The organism is Vibrio sp. Vf1514 (genome assembly GCF_052076135.1).
In the GTDB taxonomy this organism is placed as follows: domain Bacteria; phylum Pseudomonadota; class Gammaproteobacteria; order Enterobacterales; family Vibrionaceae; genus Vibrio; species Vibrio furnissii.
On record NZ_CP197268.1, the window covers coordinates 167,471 to 184,418 of the forward strand.

Consider the following 16,948-nt stretch of genomic DNA (forward strand, 5'->3'; position numbering starts at 1 on the left):
ATCGCGGTGATTTTTTCAAGCGCGTGGTGAATGGTTGGACGCGCCAATCAGGTGATTTAAAAACAGCTGAAACAGTTCACTGAGCGAAGCAACATGGAGCTGCGCGTAGATGCGCTTGCGATGATTTTTGACCGTGCCGTGTGTGATGCCCAGTTGCGTGGCGATCTCTTGCGAATCCAACCCTTGTACCAGCAAGGCGGTAATTTGCTGCTCGCGTGGGCTCAGCAGTTGGGTGCCAAAGCTTGCCAGTGCGCGCTCCACCCAGCGGCGCATGTCGGGCGTGTGGTTGGTCTCGCTCTCCTGCGCGGTGTCATCGCTGTGGGCCAGCAGCAGCGCATTGGCGCTCCAATGTTGGCGGCAGAGTGGTGCCAACGTGTGAAAGCGCTGTTTGAGCGCTTGTCGGTCCTGCGCGGAAAAACTGCGCCCGGCAGCAAGGTGGCCAAGGTAGAGCAAAATCCAGCGCTCATGGTCGAGTTGCACCACCAGGCTCATTTCATCTTGCCAGCCGGTTTGCGGATAAAACTGCTGTTGGTAATGGTGTTGCTGATAACTGTGCGGCGCATCGGTCATCTCGCTGAGATGAAACACGCCTTCTTGCTGCGTATCGGCCACCAAACGATAGAACGGATCGTGCTGATATGACTCCGTCAGGTAGCGTTGAAACAGCAGTTCGCGGTTATCCGGAATCGAATCGTAGAGATAAATCGGGTGTTTGTTGTGGCGATAGCCAAGCATCACCGCGCAGTCAAAATCGACAATCTCGCGCAGCAGCGCCACATAGCGCGACGTAAAGGCGGGCGTATTGAGTGCGATAATCGCATCACCTAAGGCGTGATATTCGGAAAGAGAGACGTGCACACACACTACCGATTGAGAAAACATCACGGCAGTATGCCTGTTTGCACGCCACAGATCGAGCGCGACATCCAAGCGCCGCACCCCACAAAGTGTGAAGCTAATCAATATTTTATTGCCAGTGTTGCGGCAAGCTGAACATTCTCAGGCTTGTTAACCCAAGGAGGCGCCGCTTTATGGCTGAGATTTGTTGGACGCAGTTTCGCCGCACACTGCATCAATACCCGGAACTCTCCAATCAGGAACATCAGACCGCTGAGCGCATTCTCGCGCAATTTGGCGCTTTCTCGCCCGATGAGGTGGTGACGGGATTGGGCGGCCGTGGCGTGGCGTTTGTATTCCAAGGCCAAGCGCCGGGGCCAACCACTCTGATTCGTTGTGAGTTGGATGCGCTGCCGATTGAAGAAACCAACCAGTTTGCGCACCGCTCGCTGCATCAGGGCGTATCACATCAATGCGGCCACGATGGTCACATGGCGATCGTCAGCGCGCTCGGCCAACAGTTGAGCCAGCAACGCCCGCAAAAAGGACGAGTGGTGTTGGCGTTCCAACCCGCGGAAGAGACCGGGGAAGGGGCGATCAACATGGTGAACGATGCCAAATTTGCTGCGTTCATGCCGGATTTCGCCTTTGCGCTGCACAACTATCCGGGGCTGGCGCTGGGCCATGTTGCGGTCAAAGCTGGGCCGTTTAATTGCGCGTCACGCGGTATGATCATTCGTCTGAAAGGCAAAACATCTCACGCTGCGCATCCGGAAAACGGTGTGAGTCCGGCGCTGGCCATGTGTCAGATTATTGAGCAATTGAACGCGTTGCCGGCATCGCTCACGGAGCGCTGTTGGGTGACGGTCATTCACGCCAAATTAGGCGAGATTGCGTTTGGCACCGCGCCGGGCGACGCGGTGGTGATGGCGACGCTGCGCAGTGAAACCAATCAGGCGATGGAGACGTTGGTGGCCGCCGCCACGCAGTTGGCGCAGCAGAGCGCGCAAGCGAGCGGGCTGGCGTGGTCTCTGGAATGGCAGGATGTATTTCAGGCCAGCGTGAACTCGTCACTGGGCTGTGATTTGGTGGTGCAAGCGTGTCAAAACACCCAGACGCCGTGCACCCTGCTTGACGAACCGATGCGTTGGTCGGAAGATTTTGGTCAGTTTACCGCGGTCGCAACAGAGGGCGCGATGTTCGTGCTCGGCTCAGGCCAGCAAAGCCCGCAACTGCACAACCCGGACTACGATTTTCCAGATGAATTGACGCCGATTGGTCAGCGCATTTTTGCCAGTTTGATTGAGCAGATTAACGGTTTTTGATATTTGAACTGCATGATGAAATAGGCACAAATGATGTGCCTATTTTTTGATCTAATGATGAATTTAAGACGATTCTATGTTGAGTTCTGTAATTGGTGCAGGTTTATGCAACAAAAAACCTTGCAATGATATTTGTGCAACATCAAGACCTTTGACGGTTGCGATTTTTGCGGCCTCATCAATTCCTTCGAACGTAATGCTTCCAATATCAAATTTCTTTGAGAAGTAAATACAAAAATCAATAAGGTTTTTGTGTTTTACGGAAGACATTGTTGAATGTGAAATCTTTATACCATCAATTAGATCGCCTAAGTAATACATAATGCCAATGTTATTTAACCCTTCAGAAAAATCGTCTAGGTGAATTTTTAAATTTGTGCATTGTTTTTTTAACGTCGATAGGGATTTTTTCAACAAGTAATAGTCTGGGATTGCTCCATTTTCTACCAATTCCAAACACAAAGTACACTCATTTATCTCAAGGTACTGAGCAATTTTATATATAAGTTTCTGATTGTAATCATCCAATACACTGACGTGATGTATGTTTATAGAGATGGTTTTATGCCTAGGTAAGTGCATCGTGCTTAAATAGGTTAACAATTTATTTAAGATTGTAAAATCCACCTTTTCTTCTAGATTGTTTCTATGGATTTTAGACCAAAAAAAAGAACGATTTATTATTTTTCTCGGTCTGAACAATATTTCATAACCGATTTCTCGCATTTGAGGAGAATTAAATATTTTTTGAAAGTATAGGTCACCATCAAATCTAACAAAGTAGAACATAAAACCTCTTTATATATTGACAATAAGATAAAAAACATTATATTTCCACGACGTATTTAATGAAGTATTACGAACATGAAAGTTAAGTTTGACACAACAAAAAATATAATTATTAACAATAAAACAAAAATAAAAGAGCGCTTGAGTAACAAAGAAAAACATCTGTTAGTAGAACTTTTTGATAAAAGTAAACTTGGCCATATTTCTTCTAGAAGTGATTTAAAATCAGCAGTATGGCCCCATTCTATTAATGCTGATTCAAGTTTAAATAAATATATTCTTTCTCTAAGGCGCAAGTTTTCTAATTTAGGTTTTGATGATGTAATTTATACAGTTCCAACTGTAGGATATTATATAAAAGATGTATCCGTGCTTATTTTTATAGAGAATAAAATCAATCACATAGATAGAATTAATCATCTGAGCGTTAGAAATATCATTTACTATGGTATTAGTGCTTCTATTACAATGTTCCTTCTCTGCGACTATTATAATAATCAAGATAGTTATTCTCACAAAGTCAGTAATGATGTTGTTTCGTTGTACTCCATAAATAACAATGATGTTGATTATGGAAAAATTTTATATTTATTTAATAATATTCCAGCAGTAAAAGAACGAAAATTGAGTACCACCATATTAGTTACAGACAAGATGTTATCTATCCATATTTTTAATATTTCGGCTATCGTTATAAATATAATCCACAATGACAACTTTGAGCTAATAGATCAGTGGGTAAAAAAAATCAGTGATATTGTAGAATCCGATTATGGAAACTTAGTTCATACAAAAAATGCATTTTCTGATACGATGTCTATATATGGCCAGTCATCTGTATATTGTCACTCTAAATTTAAGTCACTAGATGATTGTATCTATAAATATAATAAAGCACTGCTTTACAAGATAAATAAAGATGTTTATCACCAAGAAAATCATGTGAAAATTCAACTTTCTGATGGTCAGGAAATAGCAAGTTATCATAGCAATGGAAATGTAAAAGGGAATGAAATTAAAGGTAATTATCAGTCCAATCGGTATAATTTAAGCTATAATCTAGAATTGCCAGATGGGTTTGACTTATTCAAAAACTATTCACATATTCTAAATATCCCAGTGTCTGACAACGATTTATTTTACAAAAAAGTAAATGGAGATATATATTTTTCTACTAATTATAACGGTGAAATTATATATCTCCATGGGATTAGCAATATAATTTAAATATAGTCAATGAGTAAAAACGTAGTGGCATAATCATCTCCAGGTTGTGTAGGAAATTGGTAGTTGTACTTCATTTTTATGACATTTATGCCGCTATTGACTGAGTGAATTTTATTGCTCTCTTTGTCATTAATTGTAATGGATATTCTTCCATCTAAAAGGGTCGATGGGTTTTCCCATGATATTTTTATGTCTGTATTTGTAGTACATTCAATTTGTAGATCTCTTTCTCCTGAGGTTCCACTCGTGTGAGGTACACTCCATGTACCTACATCAATGGTTAAATTGTTATTTTTCCATAAGCATCGATGTGTCGTTGGCGGAACATTGTAACAACCACTAGGAACAACATTCTTTTTTACTGGTTCAGATGATGAATAATTAGTATTCATCATCCATCCAATGAAATAAAATATACCTAAACATTCTTTTTCATTGTTCGGTGGGCAACCACCATGGTGTTGTACAGTGAGTGTGGTTGAACCACCGTTTTCGATGCCGTAATGCTTTGATAACAATTCAATAGCTGATATCAGTGAGTCGGTTTTCTTGATTGAGACATAAGTTTCTGCAGGTCCGCCTGAAACGTTCCAATACCCAGGTCCGTCGTAATTGACATGTGTTAATCCTGCAATATTCCCGTCTCCATCAGGTGCTGGTTTTGCCCAACTTTCAACGACACTTTTTGGATAAGGAATCCCGGTGACCGTTACGGGAAGAGACCAGTGCTGACACATAAGATAATCATAGTTACCGACACCAGTGATCATCGGAACATATATAAACTCTCCGCCATAAGTTAAGTTTGAAAATATAATAGTTATTATTGTCATGATATGTGTTATTGTTTTTAACATATTCAGCTACTTATACTCTATTACAAATGTGAGTGATGAAGTAAATTCACCACCATGAAAATCACCATTTTTTATGCGTTCAATGTAAGCCTTGTAAAATAAGATATTTGATTGAAAATCTGTTAAATCATTAGGAGTGTTAAATATCACTTCTGATCCGTCGATGTTTTCTAATCCAATCGCTAATCCCTGTAAAGACGTCTCAATCAACTCTGCTGTTTCATTTAAAGTGTTTCCATAAAATATAATATTATCTATGGATTTAGTGTGTTCACAGTTTTGAAATTTTATCTCTATAATTTCAGAATATATTTTTTCTGAATATTCAATTTTTGTATCGGTAAATGGTATATTAATATTCTCACTTTCAGAAAGTAAGGCGCACGTTTCAACAGTGAATTTTCCTTTGAACTCAATCTGAAAATATTCTGTGTCGGCTAAGCATAGATGACTAAAAAAAATATAAATTGAATATATGAAGAATGGAAAATTATTGGACAATTTTGCATTTCCCCCAATTACAAGAAAAAGTCTCTTTTCTTTTTCCACCCCAATCATCAATATAAGTAATAAATAATGTTTTTTTGCTGTCAATGGTTTTCTCTATATCTATAGAAATATTTTCAAATGGTTTTATCATTAAAGCCTTGTCATAAATTATTTTATTTTCATCTTCAATTGAACTAATTGTTATATGAAACGGAGAATTATCTTCTAGCAACATTTTTTGTTCACTAAAATATACGGTGAGTTCATTTAATGGACTATAGTTATCAGTCATCAAACTAGAGATTGATTTTGGTCGATAAAATAATTTTATTCGACTTTGTGTGGATATTTGAAGTACGTTTTCATTTGATGATTTTGGCGGAATTTCCCGAATACTAAGGTACTGAACACTTTCACGATCATTTGGTAAAGATTGACTGTTGATGTCCACAACTCTAAATTTCGTGTCAGATTTTTCGTTAACACGCTGAATTGGAGGGATTGCTGTGAAATAGCGATCTTTTTTAGCGTTTCCATCATCCACCCATGCTTGAACTAAATATGGTGCGTTTTCACTATAATTGTGGATCTTTAAGCTGATGGATTTTTCTCCCTCTAAAAATATAGCTCTAGTTCGATCTATCGCAATCGCTGAATATGAGCAAGGAGAGAAAAATATAGCGCCACACAGGGTGGACATAAATAATTTATTCATGGTTGTTATCTACCTTTCTACAAATATAATATTCTGTAAATATGTTCTCATCCAAATAGATGCGACATCTATTTGTGTTATCTAGATTAACGTATGCATATTCACCAAAATTTATACCAGATACATACGCATTGCCATTCTCAGTAAACATACCCATATATTGACCTTCACCATTTTCAATCACTGATGAAAACGGAACATATGAGCCATTTTCTAGTCGAATGTTGATCATGCCTTTTTGACCATGTAGAACGTCAAACTTATGGTAGGCAATTGCACCATCTGTGAGCGTAAACGTAGATACAGAATTGCTTAATATCTCCGTATTGTCTGGTAAATTATCGACATCGACTGACACTGAACTTCGTTTATAAGCATTGATATTACTAACGATGGCATTTCCTTTTCTATTTGTTGGATTAGATATGCCATTACCATCAATATGAACGTCTTTGCTTTTAGGTGTCGTTACAAAAATTCGACTACTGTTTGCTACGGAATTATTGTGTAGAACTGCCCCATACTTAGTTGCTGTTAGTCCACCTTGAATGTTTATATTCTCTGTTCGAGAATGGTCAGAGTAAGAACTACCATTTATTGCGACTTTGGCCATGGTTGAATCATGTGTGTAGTAACCGGAAATTCCGTTGATATCTCGATTTTTGTTGAGTGTGATGACATAGTTGTCATTATTGTTCCTACTGGAATAACTCGCATTATGTGTCATCTTCCCTGCGTACGAAGAGTTATGGTAAGACATTCGAGCCTTTCCTAGTGGCACAGAGATATTCAAGTAATACCCATTTTCTGAATTTATATCGCTATATGTTCGATAACCAATTAGTGACCAGTTGATGTTTTTTACATCGAACATCTCGGTATAACCAGATATAGAAACACTATATCTTTCATTGGAATCATTATCCCAATATGAGTTTTTGGTATAATCTATAAATGTTGAAAGATTGGATTGATCAAACTGTTTACTTAGCACGATCACATAAGTCTCTTTCTCATTTTTATTGATAATATCTTTGCTTTTTGCACTGATAGCATCAGGCATTGACATGTAGTTCTTGTCTGAAAATTTGTAACCTGCAAATGTTACTTGGCTAGATAAGTCGCTAAATTCTTTTGAATAGTTAATTTTATAAGAATTTCCTTGAGCGTGGGAATGCTGATTAAAAGAATATTTAGAATTTGAATGACTCCAGTCAAAGGAGACCGCTCCTAAATTATCTAAGTCCCAACCAGTGCCAATCGCAAAATTACTATAGTAGTCACTAGCGATGATACCATTGTAAAGTGACCAACCATTGTTAACTCCCCAAGATGTCTCACCAAATAAAAAACCAGATGCTATCTTATTATGCTGATTATCATTGGGTTGCCCCACAGTTAGGTTGTATCGTAGTGTTCCTGGTCGAGTTAAATAAGGTATTGATGATGTATTGTAGGTGAATTCTTGTACACTCCCATCAGCCTCTTCAATTCGAATATCCAGTTTGCCACTGATTTGCCTATCGAGGTCTTCTATTCTAAAGAATCCTTGTGGTACGGTCGTTTCGTAGAGAATTCGATTGTTTTGTGTCACGATCACTTTTGCGTTTGTTTGCGCAAAACCCGATATCACAGGTGCGTAACCACGAAGGTGCGGTGGAATCATGGATTCGTTCGTGGTCAGGCTTATGCCTTGATATAAAAAGTTGTCGAATATTTTTGATGTGAGCGTTGATTCACCAATTGTTACTCGACTTTCAAGTGTTTTGATGTCGGTATAAGCATAATATCGGTTGGCAACTAATCCAGTGTGTTCGCTATTGCCCGAGTTACTGCGTGTTGAAGTTTGCCACTCCGTTCTGAATCGCCAACGGTCGAAATTTAGCCCGGCAACACCATAAGCAGAAGAATTTTTTGATGTTCCGTCGGTGGATTTACGATGGCTAAAGTTAGTATTGTAATCAATGATTAACCCTGTCTCTCCGGTAACCCAGCGTTCCGACGGGTCCCAGTAACTATCACTGTATTCCAAGTTTTGCTTTGGTATCGTTACAGTCAGGCTGTCGTTGACTAGAGATACGTCGGTATGTATATCGAATAGTTCGGAATTCATACATCCTTGCTCATCAAAGATGATCGCATCTTTAATTGTTGTTTTCATTCCAATTAAATCAACGAGTTCATTATCAATGCATACGTAAGTACCCGATATCAATGATTCATAGATATTGATATTAAGCATTCTGGCAGTATTAACATTATTGACATATATACTGAGTTCGTATTTACCAGGAAATATGAAGTTATCTGATTCAAATTTTGAAAAATCAATAGACTGCTTTTCTTCAGTACTGAGCAGATCTAGATTGAACTCAGTTGCCTGAATTATTGGAGCCAATAACGCCAGTATTAGTAACAAACGTGGGTGAATATGTGTCATTGTATAACTCTTATTTATCTGACATCCCTGTCATTTTTTTATTAGTTATATTCTAAGATGAAGTCGGTTACTGCAGTAAAGTTACCGACATTAATTGGTGCAAGTTCAACACCTTCACCGTTAGGGATTTGTACACCTGTCATTTTTGCTTTGAACTTCAGTTCATTGGATCCATCAACAAGATTAATGTTATTGGTCGGCTGACCAAGTGTAATTCTGTCACCTTCAAATTCCATCAGTGCAACGGCAGCGCCTGATGCTGTTCCATTAATTGCGAGAGATTTTTTAGATGTGTCTGCAGGTTCACCCTTAAATGTGACCGTTACATTTTTTATCGTGTCTAGATCACAGCCCTCTAATTTAATAGAAAATGGCACATCCGCTGTTTCACCACCTGACGCCAGAAGTGATTTATTGACCTGACCGAGTGAAATTGTTTGTTCGTCACTTCCTGGTGCGATATAGCAAGGTGCATCAATAATTGCACCAGAGAATGTGATTGTACCCGTTCCCGCGCTTGGATCTGCGACCGCAGTGGTGGATAAAAACACTGAAATAATTGCTGGTAAAATTAATAATTTAGTATGAGTCATATTTATTTTTCTCTAAACACAGTACACATTTTTTGTTGCTTGACTGCTTCCAATTTTAAATTATGTTGTTAAGTGTCTGCCTAACGGTTTTTCATATCCTTACTGGACGAGGATGAATCTTACTGATTGATCTTTGGAAAGGTAGTTAAAGAAAGTTACTTTAAATTATTCAACAAAATCAACTAGTTACGATTTGAATTAATAGTGTATTACTATAGGTAATTTGGTTTTATGTTCCGTTTAGTTTTTTGTTTTTTGTTATTTACATCTTTTTATGTTGAATCTAATACATATATTGGAGGATATGCAGGAAGAAATGCTTCATCTTTTGATGATTGTATTGATTGTGGGAATAGCGGTTATTTACAAGGCGTCGTTGGTGAAGAGTTTTTAGGGTATCTTTCTGCAGAGTTAGGTTTTCATCATTTCAGAAATACCAGTGTTGAATATTTGTCTAATTTGGTGAGCTTTTCAGGAAAAATGTCTATACCTATCAATGATTATATGGACTTCTACACAAGGTTTGGTGTTTATGAACATGACATGGATTTTTCGAAAGGGGGTAGTATTGGACTCGCCTTAAATGTTGATTCAAATGTTAGGTTACATCTTGATAATCAGTACATATTTAAAGGTGATGCTGTTGATGGTCATAAAATGAATATGATATCACTTGGTGTGAATTACTATTTCCCGGTGGACAATCAAGTTGTTACTAGTGATATATTGCAATCGAGACCAGCTGAAATGGTTATTGATAGTAGTCAGGTCGAATTGATGATGAATAATAGCCCCATTGAATATCATATTCCCAAAGATATGTGCGCTGAAAGTATAGAAAACATGCTCTCTGGACAGTACGCCTTCCACTTCGGATTTGATATTCACTATGAGGCACTGGATGATGTTTTTGTTTATTCTAAGGTGATCGATTGTATTTCTAAAGATAGCCGTATAAAAGTGCTTTTGGTCGGTCATGCTGATAATCAAGGCTCAAACCAATATAACTATGCTTTGTCTCTCAGAAGGGCGGTGACTATTTCAAATATTTTAGTGGAGTTAGGTGTCGACCCAGAGCAAATCGTCATTGAAGCCAGAGGCGATTCTGAGCCCATTGCGAATAATGCGATTTTGGAGCAACGGAAGAAAAACCGTAGAGTGGAGATGATTCTGAGTATATAACCACATATGCTTTAATTAAGCGGCGTCAGCTCTAAGCGGGTGTTTTGCATTTCGGTTAGGCCGCCGCCGTTGTGCACGTTGGTAAAGCCTTGTTCTAGCAGCGCTTGCATCGCCATGGCGGAGCGGTTTCCGCTGCGACAATAGACCACGATCGGTTGGTCTTTATCAATCGCCGCAAACCCAGTCGCGACATCACTGAGCGGAATATTGTGGGCGTTCTCCACATGGCCTTCGGCAAACTCATCCGGCGTGCGCACATCGACCACCAAAGCGCCGCTATCAATCATTTGCCATGCCAGTTCAGAGCGCTCAGATGCCAGCAATGGCGCCGCGGGCAGGGCCAAAAGCAGCGCTAAACACGCCGCTTTCCAGTGAAAGGTTGACATACTCTTCTTCCTTGTGAGGTTTCCGATGAGCTGATTATGGGCGATAGCGCGCGGTTTCTCCATGATGCCGATTCCAATTTAGGTTCTTCAGGCCCCGAGATTGCGCCGGTATTCGTCGGGCGTGACGCCCATCAAACGGCGGAACATGGCAATGAAGGCGGACGCGCTGGCGTAGCCGAGATCATGAGCGATGTTCTCCACTTTATCGCCTGCTTCGAGCATTGGCATGGCTTTCACCACGCGCAGGCGCTGACGCCATTCCGACACCGAGATGCCTAAATCGCGCTGAGCGCGGCGCATCAGGGTGCGTTCCGTGGTATGGGCTTGCTTGGCCAATGTTTGCAATGAGGCGTTGCTGGCGGGATCTTGCTCCAGCCACGTCAGTACTTTGCTAAGCAGTGGGTCGGTTGAGGTGGGCAGGTAGCTGCCAATCGGTGTGGCGTGGGTCAGCTGTTCGACCAACACTTGCAACAAGCGAAACTCCTCGTCACGGTAGGGCGGCGTGATTGGCGTTTGACGCAGATGCTCCAGCAGCGCGATCACCAACGGACTGATTTCCAGCGCGCAGGTGTGCTGCGGCATGTGATGGCACAAACTTTCATCCACATACAGCGAACTGTGGCAGGTTTCGTAGCGGTTGAGCCCTTGATGTTCAACATTCGGCGGCAGCCACAAACCATATTGTGATGGTGTCAAATACTGGCGGCTACCCACTTTCACTTCCATCACCCCGCTGAACGAGTAAACGAATTCGCCCCAAGGGTGGCTATGGCGCGGATAGGCCGCATCGGCAGGCATACAAGCAGTGCGAAACACCAATGGCGCAGGCAATGTGGTGCTGAACGGTGGGGTATGCAGCTGTTTGGTTAAAATACTCATGGGTCACTCTGTCACATCAACGCTATGCGTTGTCAGATTCTAGCTATATGTCTGAATCACGACAACGCATAATGTAGCCATCATCAATCATATGGATAACAAGAATGACGTCGCGCAAACCAATCGATGGCATGGCGCTCGGCATCATGGTGGTGTTCTGTTTCACCATGGGCTTGCAGCAAATTGCACTAAAATCCACCGGCAACGACATTGCCCCGATCTTGCAAATTGGGATGCGCTCGGGCATTGCGGCTGTTTTGGTGATGGCGTATGTGTTGCTGCGCGGTAAAAAACTGGTGTTTGCCGATGGTAACTGGAAGCCCGGATTGGCGGTGGGCACCCTGTTTGCACTCGAATACCTGTTTCTTGGCGAAGCGCTGCGTTACACCTCGGCATCGCACGCAGTGATTTTCCTCTATACCTCGCCGGTGTTCAGCGCGTTGATCCTCCATTTTCTGATTGATTCGGAGCGTCTGTCGCCCGTGCAATGGTGTGGCATTTTGCTCGCATTTGCCGGGATTGCGGTGGCGTTTTTGTGGCATCCGGGCGCAGCGGTGTCCACGCAGCCCGACATGCTGTGGGGCGATTTTTTGGCGCTGCTGGCGGGTGTCTCATGGGGATTGACCACGGTGCTGATTCGCAGCTCGAAACTGGCCAATGTCTCTTCCGAGCAAACCTTGCTTTATCAATTGGTGGTGGCGTTTGTGGTGCTGATTGGCGCGGCCATTTGGATGGATCAAACGGCCATCAATCCAACGCCATTGGCGCTCGCCAGTGTCGCGTTTCAAACCTTGATTATTTCGTTTGGCGGCTTTCTGGTTTGGTTCTGGATGCTCAATACGTACATCGCCTCGCGCCTTGGCGTACTGTCGTTTATGACCCCGCTGTATGGCGTGGTGTTGGGCGCATTGATTCTCGGTGAGAAAATCGAAGCGGGATTCTTGTATGGTTCCGTGATGGTGATTGGCGGCATTGTGCTGGTCAGTGGTCATGGCTGGATCAAGCAGCTGCTGACGCGTCGCCGAGTCAGCCTCAACCCCACCATCAAACCCGATTAAGGGATAAACCCGATGAACGGATTGCGCGGCTCACCCATGAGGTGGGCCGTTTTTACTTCACACGCAATTTTGGCCAAATCGTCAGCCAGCGCTTGGTCGCGATTCGCCGCTGAAAGACCTCAGGCTGGGGAAAATCGGGATTGATGCGCACCTGCAACGACCAGTTTTCTTCCAGGCCAAAGGGTGCAAAAAAGTGCAGGTGGCCATCGGCTTCCAGTCGCACGCCGACACACGTTGGCACTTCCACCCAACGGGCAATCCCATCGCCGCAACTGACGTACGGTGCGTACCCCTGTTTGAGGTGCATGCGCGCCTGATTACGCACTTCCCAGCGAATCTCGGGCACCAAGTGATGGAGTTGACGTTGCCACTGCTGCTCGGTATCGAGTGAGCAATCATCACGGTCAAAGTAAACCACATCCACATCGTTGAGTGGCGTCATCTCACGCTTGTCATGCAGCGCATCCCAGATGGCGTTGCGCAGAAATCCGGCGCCGAGATAAGCATCGGGCAGATTGAGCGATTGCACCGCACGCAGGCAGCGCATGCGCAAGTCGTCTTGGCGCAGCAGAGTGTCGGTTCGGCAGAGAGCATTCATCGGGGTAGCCAGTAAAAATACAGAGTGACATTGTAAAACGACGTGGCAGGAAACCAATAAAAAAAGCCCTCAAATGAGGGCTTGGGTTTGATGAATGACCGTTACAGTGAGCGAGCAATCTCGGGTTGACGTTGGTCCAAGCGATGGCTCCAGCGGGTGAGCAGCAACGCGACGGCGACAATGATTGCGCCGACCCATGGCGTGCTCATCAATCCAGATTGTTTCACCACAATACTGCCGCCCCATGAACCGAGCGCAATGCCGACGTTAAAGGCAGCGATGTTCAATCCCGATGCCACATCAACGGCTTTCGGTGTGTAGTGTTCCGCCAGTTTCACCACATACACTTGCAAGCCAGGGACGTTACCGAAAGCGAAAGCACCCCAAATCAGGACCATCAGCACGGCAGCGACAGGGTGCGGCGCAGCAAAGGTGAACAGCAGTAGAATCAGGCTCAAGCCAGCAAAAATGATGGTCAGCGCGCGAGTCGGACCATGTTTGTCGGCCAGTTTGCCACCCCAAATGTTACCCACCGCAACGGAGGCGCCGTACACCAGCATCAAAATACTGATGGTGGTTGACGCAAAACCAGAGACGTTTTCTAGAATTGGCGCGATGAAAGTAAAGGCTGTGAAGGTGCCGCCGTAACCCAGTGCGGTGATGGCAAACACCAGCAGAAGGCGAGGCTGTGCCAGTACTTTGGCCTGCTCGGTCAATGAAGTTCGTGGTGGCTGCGGCAGGTTGCTTGGCACCAAAAATGCGCTTCCGATCAAAGCCAATAGACCCAAAATCGCGACGATCAAAAAGGTGGTTTGCCAACCCAAGGTCTGGCCGATGTAAGTTCCCAGTGGCACACCGGTGACGAGAGCGACGGTCAGGCCGGTAAACATGATTGCAATCGCGCTGGCGGCTTTGTCTTTGGAGACCAGTCCGGTGGCGATGGTGGAACCAATCGAGAAGAACACCCCGTGCGCAAGGCCAGTCAAAATGCGGGCCAGAATCAAGGTGGAGTAACCCGGAGATTGCCAAGCAAGCACGTTGCCGACCACAAATAGTGCCATGACAGACAGCAGGACACGTTTACGGTTCCAGCTACCGGTTAAGGCGGTGAGCACGGGCGCGCCGATGGCGACGCCCAACGCATATAGGCTGACCAGTAAACCGGCCGAAGGGAGTGAGACATTCAGATCATGGGCCATGGTCGGGATCAAGCCGACGATGACAAACTCAGTGGTGCCGATGGCAAACGCACTGAGCGTAAGAGCTAATAGAGCAATGGGCATAACAGTTTCCTCGTTGTGCTTCAGCGTCAGTGACGTGAAGCGAGCTGTGCGATGGCGTGCATTATTCATGAGCTTTTATTTGCGAAAAACGCTAGTATTGGCAAAACAATTTTGTGATTTTTGCAATAAATGGAGTGCGTATGCTGACTCGTTCGGACGATTTGGAAATTCTCATCACGGTGGTAGATAGCGGCAGCTTTTCGCAAGCGGCGGAAGTGATGGATGTGCAGGTGGCGAAAGTGTCGCGTGCCGTCAGTCGGTTGGAGCAGCAACTGAGCATCACGATTTTAAATCGCACCACGCGGCGGCTGGAGCTGACCGAAGAGGGTAAGCGCTTTGTGGAATCGGTACGCGCCGGGTTACAACAGTTGCGTCAGGCCGAAGAGGACATCGTCTCTCGTGGCGAGTTGCCCAAAGGCAAACTACGCGTTGATGCGGCCAGCCCATTTATGCTCCATCAGCTGGCACCCTTGGTGCGTGAATTTCACGCCGCGTATCCCGATATTGATCTGGAACTGACCTCCAACGAAGGCTTTGTCGATTTGTTGGAAAAGCGCACCGATGTGGCGATTCGTATCGGGAAACTCAATGATTCGACTTTGCATGCACGGCCGTTGGGGAAAAGTGCTTTGTATGTTGTGGCGTCGCCGGATTACCTCGCTCAGCGCGGGTTCCCAACCACGCCGCAAGAGTTGCATCAGCACGATATCGTTGGCTTCACCGCGCCACGCACCTTGAATATCTGGCCGCTCAATGGCACCGAGTTTATCGAACCAACGATTGCATGTAGCAGCGGCGAAACAGTGCGTCAGTTGGTGATTGCCGGCAATGGCATTGCCTGTTTGTCGGGCTTTATGGTCAAAGAAGACATCGCCGCCGGGCGTTTGGTGGCGCTGTTGGATTCGCACCGCAAGCTGAATTCGGATCGCGAATTCATCAATGCGGTGTATTACAAATCGTCTAATGTGGCGCGTCGCATTTCGGCCTTCATCGACTTCATTCAACCCAAATTCAACCTCTGACCGCCACTTTTGCAAATCGGACAAAAATGTTTTGTCTGTTTGCGACTTAATTTCATGCTATCAGGCGATTAGCATGGTTCCATCGCTGAGTGACTCTGGTGCGTGACAAACCATCCGAGCCTCTCGCCTGACTCATGAAGGGGAACCGTATGACTAACGCTCTATTCCAACCACTGCAAGTGGGCCGTTTTCGTTTAGCAAATCGCATTGTGATGCCGCCGATGACCCGTTCGCGTGCTTCGCAGCCGGGTGATGTTGCCAATGATATGATGGCAACATACTACGCCCAACGTGCCAGCGCCGGATTGATCATTGGTGAAGGCACCCAAATTTCACCGATGGGCAAAGGTTATGCTTGGACACCGGGGATTTACAGCGACGAGCAAATCGCCGGTTGGCGCAAAGTGACCGACGCCGTGCACGCCGAAGGCGGCTTGATGTTCGCGCAATTGTGGCATGTTGGCCGCGTGACGCACCCTGACAACATCGGCGGCGAGCAGCCGATTTCGGCCTCGCCCATCAAGGCGGAAAACGTCAAAGTCTTCATCGATAACGGCACCGATGCACCGGGATTTGTCGATGTGGTTGAACCGCGCGAAATGACCCATGACGACATCCAACACGTGGTGGCTCAGTTTGGTCAGGCGGCTAAAAATGCGTTGCTGGCGGGCTTTGACGGTATTGAACTGCACGCGGCGAACGGCTACCTGATCAACCAATTCATTGACTCACAATCGAACCATCGCACCGATGAATACGGCGGCAGCTTAACCAACCGCCTGCGCTTTTTAGACGAAGTGGTGACCGCGCTGTGTGACGCGATTGGCGCGGATCGCGTCGGCGTTCGACTGGCGCCTCTGACCACGCTCAATGGTACGGTGGATGATCACCCAGAAGAGACGTACGTGGCGGCAGCCAAACTGCTTAACCAGCACGACATTGCCTATCTGCACATTGCGGAAGCCGACTGGGAAGATGCGCCGCTGATGCCTCAAGACTTTAAACGTGCGCTGCGCGATGTGTTTTCTGGCGCGATTATTTACGCCGGTAAATACACCGCCGAACGCGCTGAACAAGCAGTGCAATCGGGCTTGGCTGATTTGATTGGCTTTGGTCGTCCGTTTGTCGCCAACCCCGATTTACCGGCGCGCATTCAGTTGGGCCAACCGTGGGCAAAACACGACCCAGACACCCTGTTCGGCGGCGCAGAGAAAGGGTTGATCGACTACCCAACCTACAGCGCTGCGTAACGTATACCCATAAAAATG

17 protein-coding genes are annotated in these 16,948 nt (G+C 44.9%); 6 read left to right on the top strand and 11 right to left on the bottom strand.

Annotated elements, in window-relative coordinates:
• Positions 1–15: 15 nt before the first annotated feature.
• Entirely contained in the window at positions 16–882 is an 867-nt protein-coding gene (locus ACS18Q_RS15560; RefSeq protein ID WP_441258204.1) for a response regulator transcription factor, read from the bottom strand.
• 149 nt (positions 883–1,031) lie between these two features.
• Between ACS18Q_RS15560 and ACS18Q_RS15565 the strand changes: the two genes are divergently transcribed.
• Positions 1,032–2,162 (top strand): amidohydrolase, encoded by a 1,131-nt coding sequence (locus ACS18Q_RS15565; protein WP_441257953.1) that lies wholly within the window; start codon positions 1,032–1,034, stop codon positions 2,160–2,162.
• Between the two features lie 63 nt (positions 2,163–2,225).
• Here ACS18Q_RS15565 and ACS18Q_RS15570 read toward each other — a convergent pair whose 3' ends face one another.
• Positions 2,226–2,951: an EAL domain-containing protein gene (locus ACS18Q_RS15570; protein ID WP_441257954.1), complete on the bottom strand. Its 726-nt coding sequence runs from the start codon at positions 2,949–2,951 to the stop codon at positions 2,226–2,228.
• Positions 2,952–3,026: 75 nt separating this feature from the next.
• On the opposite strand from ACS18Q_RS15570, the gene ACS18Q_RS15575 reads away from it, so the two are divergent.
• Positions 3,027–4,178, top strand: a complete 1,152-nt coding sequence (locus tag ACS18Q_RS15575) for a winged helix-turn-helix domain-containing protein (protein ID WP_441257955.1) — start codon at positions 3,027–3,029, stop codon at positions 4,176–4,178.
• Here the strand turns inward: ACS18Q_RS15575 and ACS18Q_RS15580 are convergent.
• The 5 genes from ACS18Q_RS15580 to ACS18Q_RS15600 are packed head-to-tail and all read right to left on the bottom strand — an operon-like array spanning position 4,175 to position 9,272.
• Positions 4,175–5,035: a hypothetical protein gene (locus ACS18Q_RS15580; protein ID WP_172562757.1), complete on the bottom strand. Its 861-nt coding sequence runs from the start codon at positions 5,033–5,035 to the stop codon at positions 4,175–4,177. The two genes, ACS18Q_RS15575 and ACS18Q_RS15580, sit on opposite strands and share 4 nt — an antisense overlap.
• 6 nt (positions 5,036–5,041) lie before the next feature.
• A complete protein-coding gene (locus tag ACS18Q_RS15585; protein ID WP_441257956.1) occupies positions 5,042–5,584 on the bottom strand; it encodes a fimbrial protein in 543 nt (180 codons plus the stop codon).
• On the bottom strand, positions 5,526–6,239 hold the full coding sequence (locus ACS18Q_RS15590; protein ID WP_441257957.1) for a fimbrial biogenesis chaperone: 714 nt from the start codon (positions 6,237–6,239) through the stop codon (positions 5,526–5,528). The genes ACS18Q_RS15585 and ACS18Q_RS15590 overlap by 59 nt, the downstream gene beginning before the upstream one ends.
• A complete protein-coding gene (locus ACS18Q_RS15595; RefSeq protein WP_441257958.1) occupies positions 6,232–8,679 on the bottom strand; it encodes a fimbria/pilus outer membrane usher protein in 2,448 nt (815 codons plus the stop codon). Before ACS18Q_RS15595 ends, ACS18Q_RS15590 begins: the two co-directional genes overlap by 8 nt.
• A gap of 41 nt (positions 8,680–8,720) precedes the next feature.
• Complete coding sequence (locus ACS18Q_RS15600) at positions 8,721–9,272, bottom strand: fimbrial protein (protein ID WP_148228015.1); 552 nt, start codon at positions 9,270–9,272, stop codon at positions 8,721–8,723.
• Between the two features lie 231 nt (positions 9,273–9,503).
• Here ACS18Q_RS15600 and ACS18Q_RS15605 point away from each other — a divergent pair, with 231 nt between their 5' ends.
• Positions 9,504–10,454: an OmpA family protein gene (locus tag ACS18Q_RS15605; RefSeq protein ID WP_441257959.1), complete on the top strand. Its 951-nt coding sequence runs from the start codon at positions 9,504–9,506 to the stop codon at positions 10,452–10,454.
• An 11-nt stretch (positions 10,455–10,465) separates the two neighbouring features.
• Here ACS18Q_RS15605 and ACS18Q_RS15610 read toward each other — a convergent pair whose 3' ends face one another.
• Both ACS18Q_RS15610 and ACS18Q_RS15615 read right to left on the bottom strand, forming a co-directional pair.
• Positions 10,466–10,840 (bottom strand): rhodanese-like domain-containing protein, encoded by a 375-nt coding sequence (locus ACS18Q_RS15610; RefSeq protein ID WP_004727224.1) that lies wholly within the window; start codon positions 10,838–10,840, stop codon positions 10,466–10,468.
• 87 nt (positions 10,841–10,927) lie between these two features.
• Positions 10,928–11,719, bottom strand: coding sequence for an AraC family transcriptional regulator (locus tag ACS18Q_RS15615; RefSeq protein WP_075989818.1), 792 nt, complete (start codon positions 11,717–11,719; stop codon positions 10,928–10,930).
• A 104-nt stretch (positions 11,720–11,823) separates the two neighbouring features.
• Here ACS18Q_RS15615 and ACS18Q_RS15620 point away from each other — a divergent pair, with 104 nt between their 5' ends.
• A complete protein-coding gene (locus ACS18Q_RS15620) occupies positions 11,824–12,777 on the top strand; it encodes a DMT family transporter (protein WP_172562763.1) in 954 nt (317 codons plus the stop codon).
• Positions 12,778–12,829: 52 nt separating this feature from the next.
• Here the strand turns inward: ACS18Q_RS15620 and ACS18Q_RS15625 are convergent, their stop codons facing one another.
• Positions 12,830–13,375 (bottom strand): nucleotidyltransferase family protein, encoded by a 546-nt coding sequence (locus ACS18Q_RS15625; protein WP_441257960.1) that lies wholly within the window; start codon positions 13,373–13,375, stop codon positions 12,830–12,832.
• A gap of 101 nt (positions 13,376–13,476) precedes the next feature.
• Positions 13,477–14,658 carry an MFS transporter gene (locus ACS18Q_RS15630; protein ID WP_154179339.1) on the bottom strand — a complete coding sequence of 394 codons (1,182 nt, stop codon included), beginning with the start codon at positions 14,656–14,658 and terminating at the stop codon, positions 13,477–13,479.
• A gap of 140 nt (positions 14,659–14,798) precedes the next feature.
• Between ACS18Q_RS15630 and ACS18Q_RS15635 the strand changes: the two genes are divergently transcribed.
• Both ACS18Q_RS15635 and ACS18Q_RS15640 read left to right on the top strand, forming a co-directional pair.
• Entirely contained in the window at positions 14,799–15,680 is an 882-nt protein-coding gene (locus tag ACS18Q_RS15635) for a LysR substrate-binding domain-containing protein (RefSeq protein WP_441257961.1), read from the top strand.
• 149 nt (positions 15,681–15,829) lie between these two features.
• Entirely contained in the window at positions 15,830–16,930 is a 1,101-nt protein-coding gene (locus ACS18Q_RS15640; protein ID WP_158141547.1) for an alkene reductase, read from the top strand.
• The last annotated feature ends 18 nt before the right edge of the window (positions 16,931–16,948 follow it).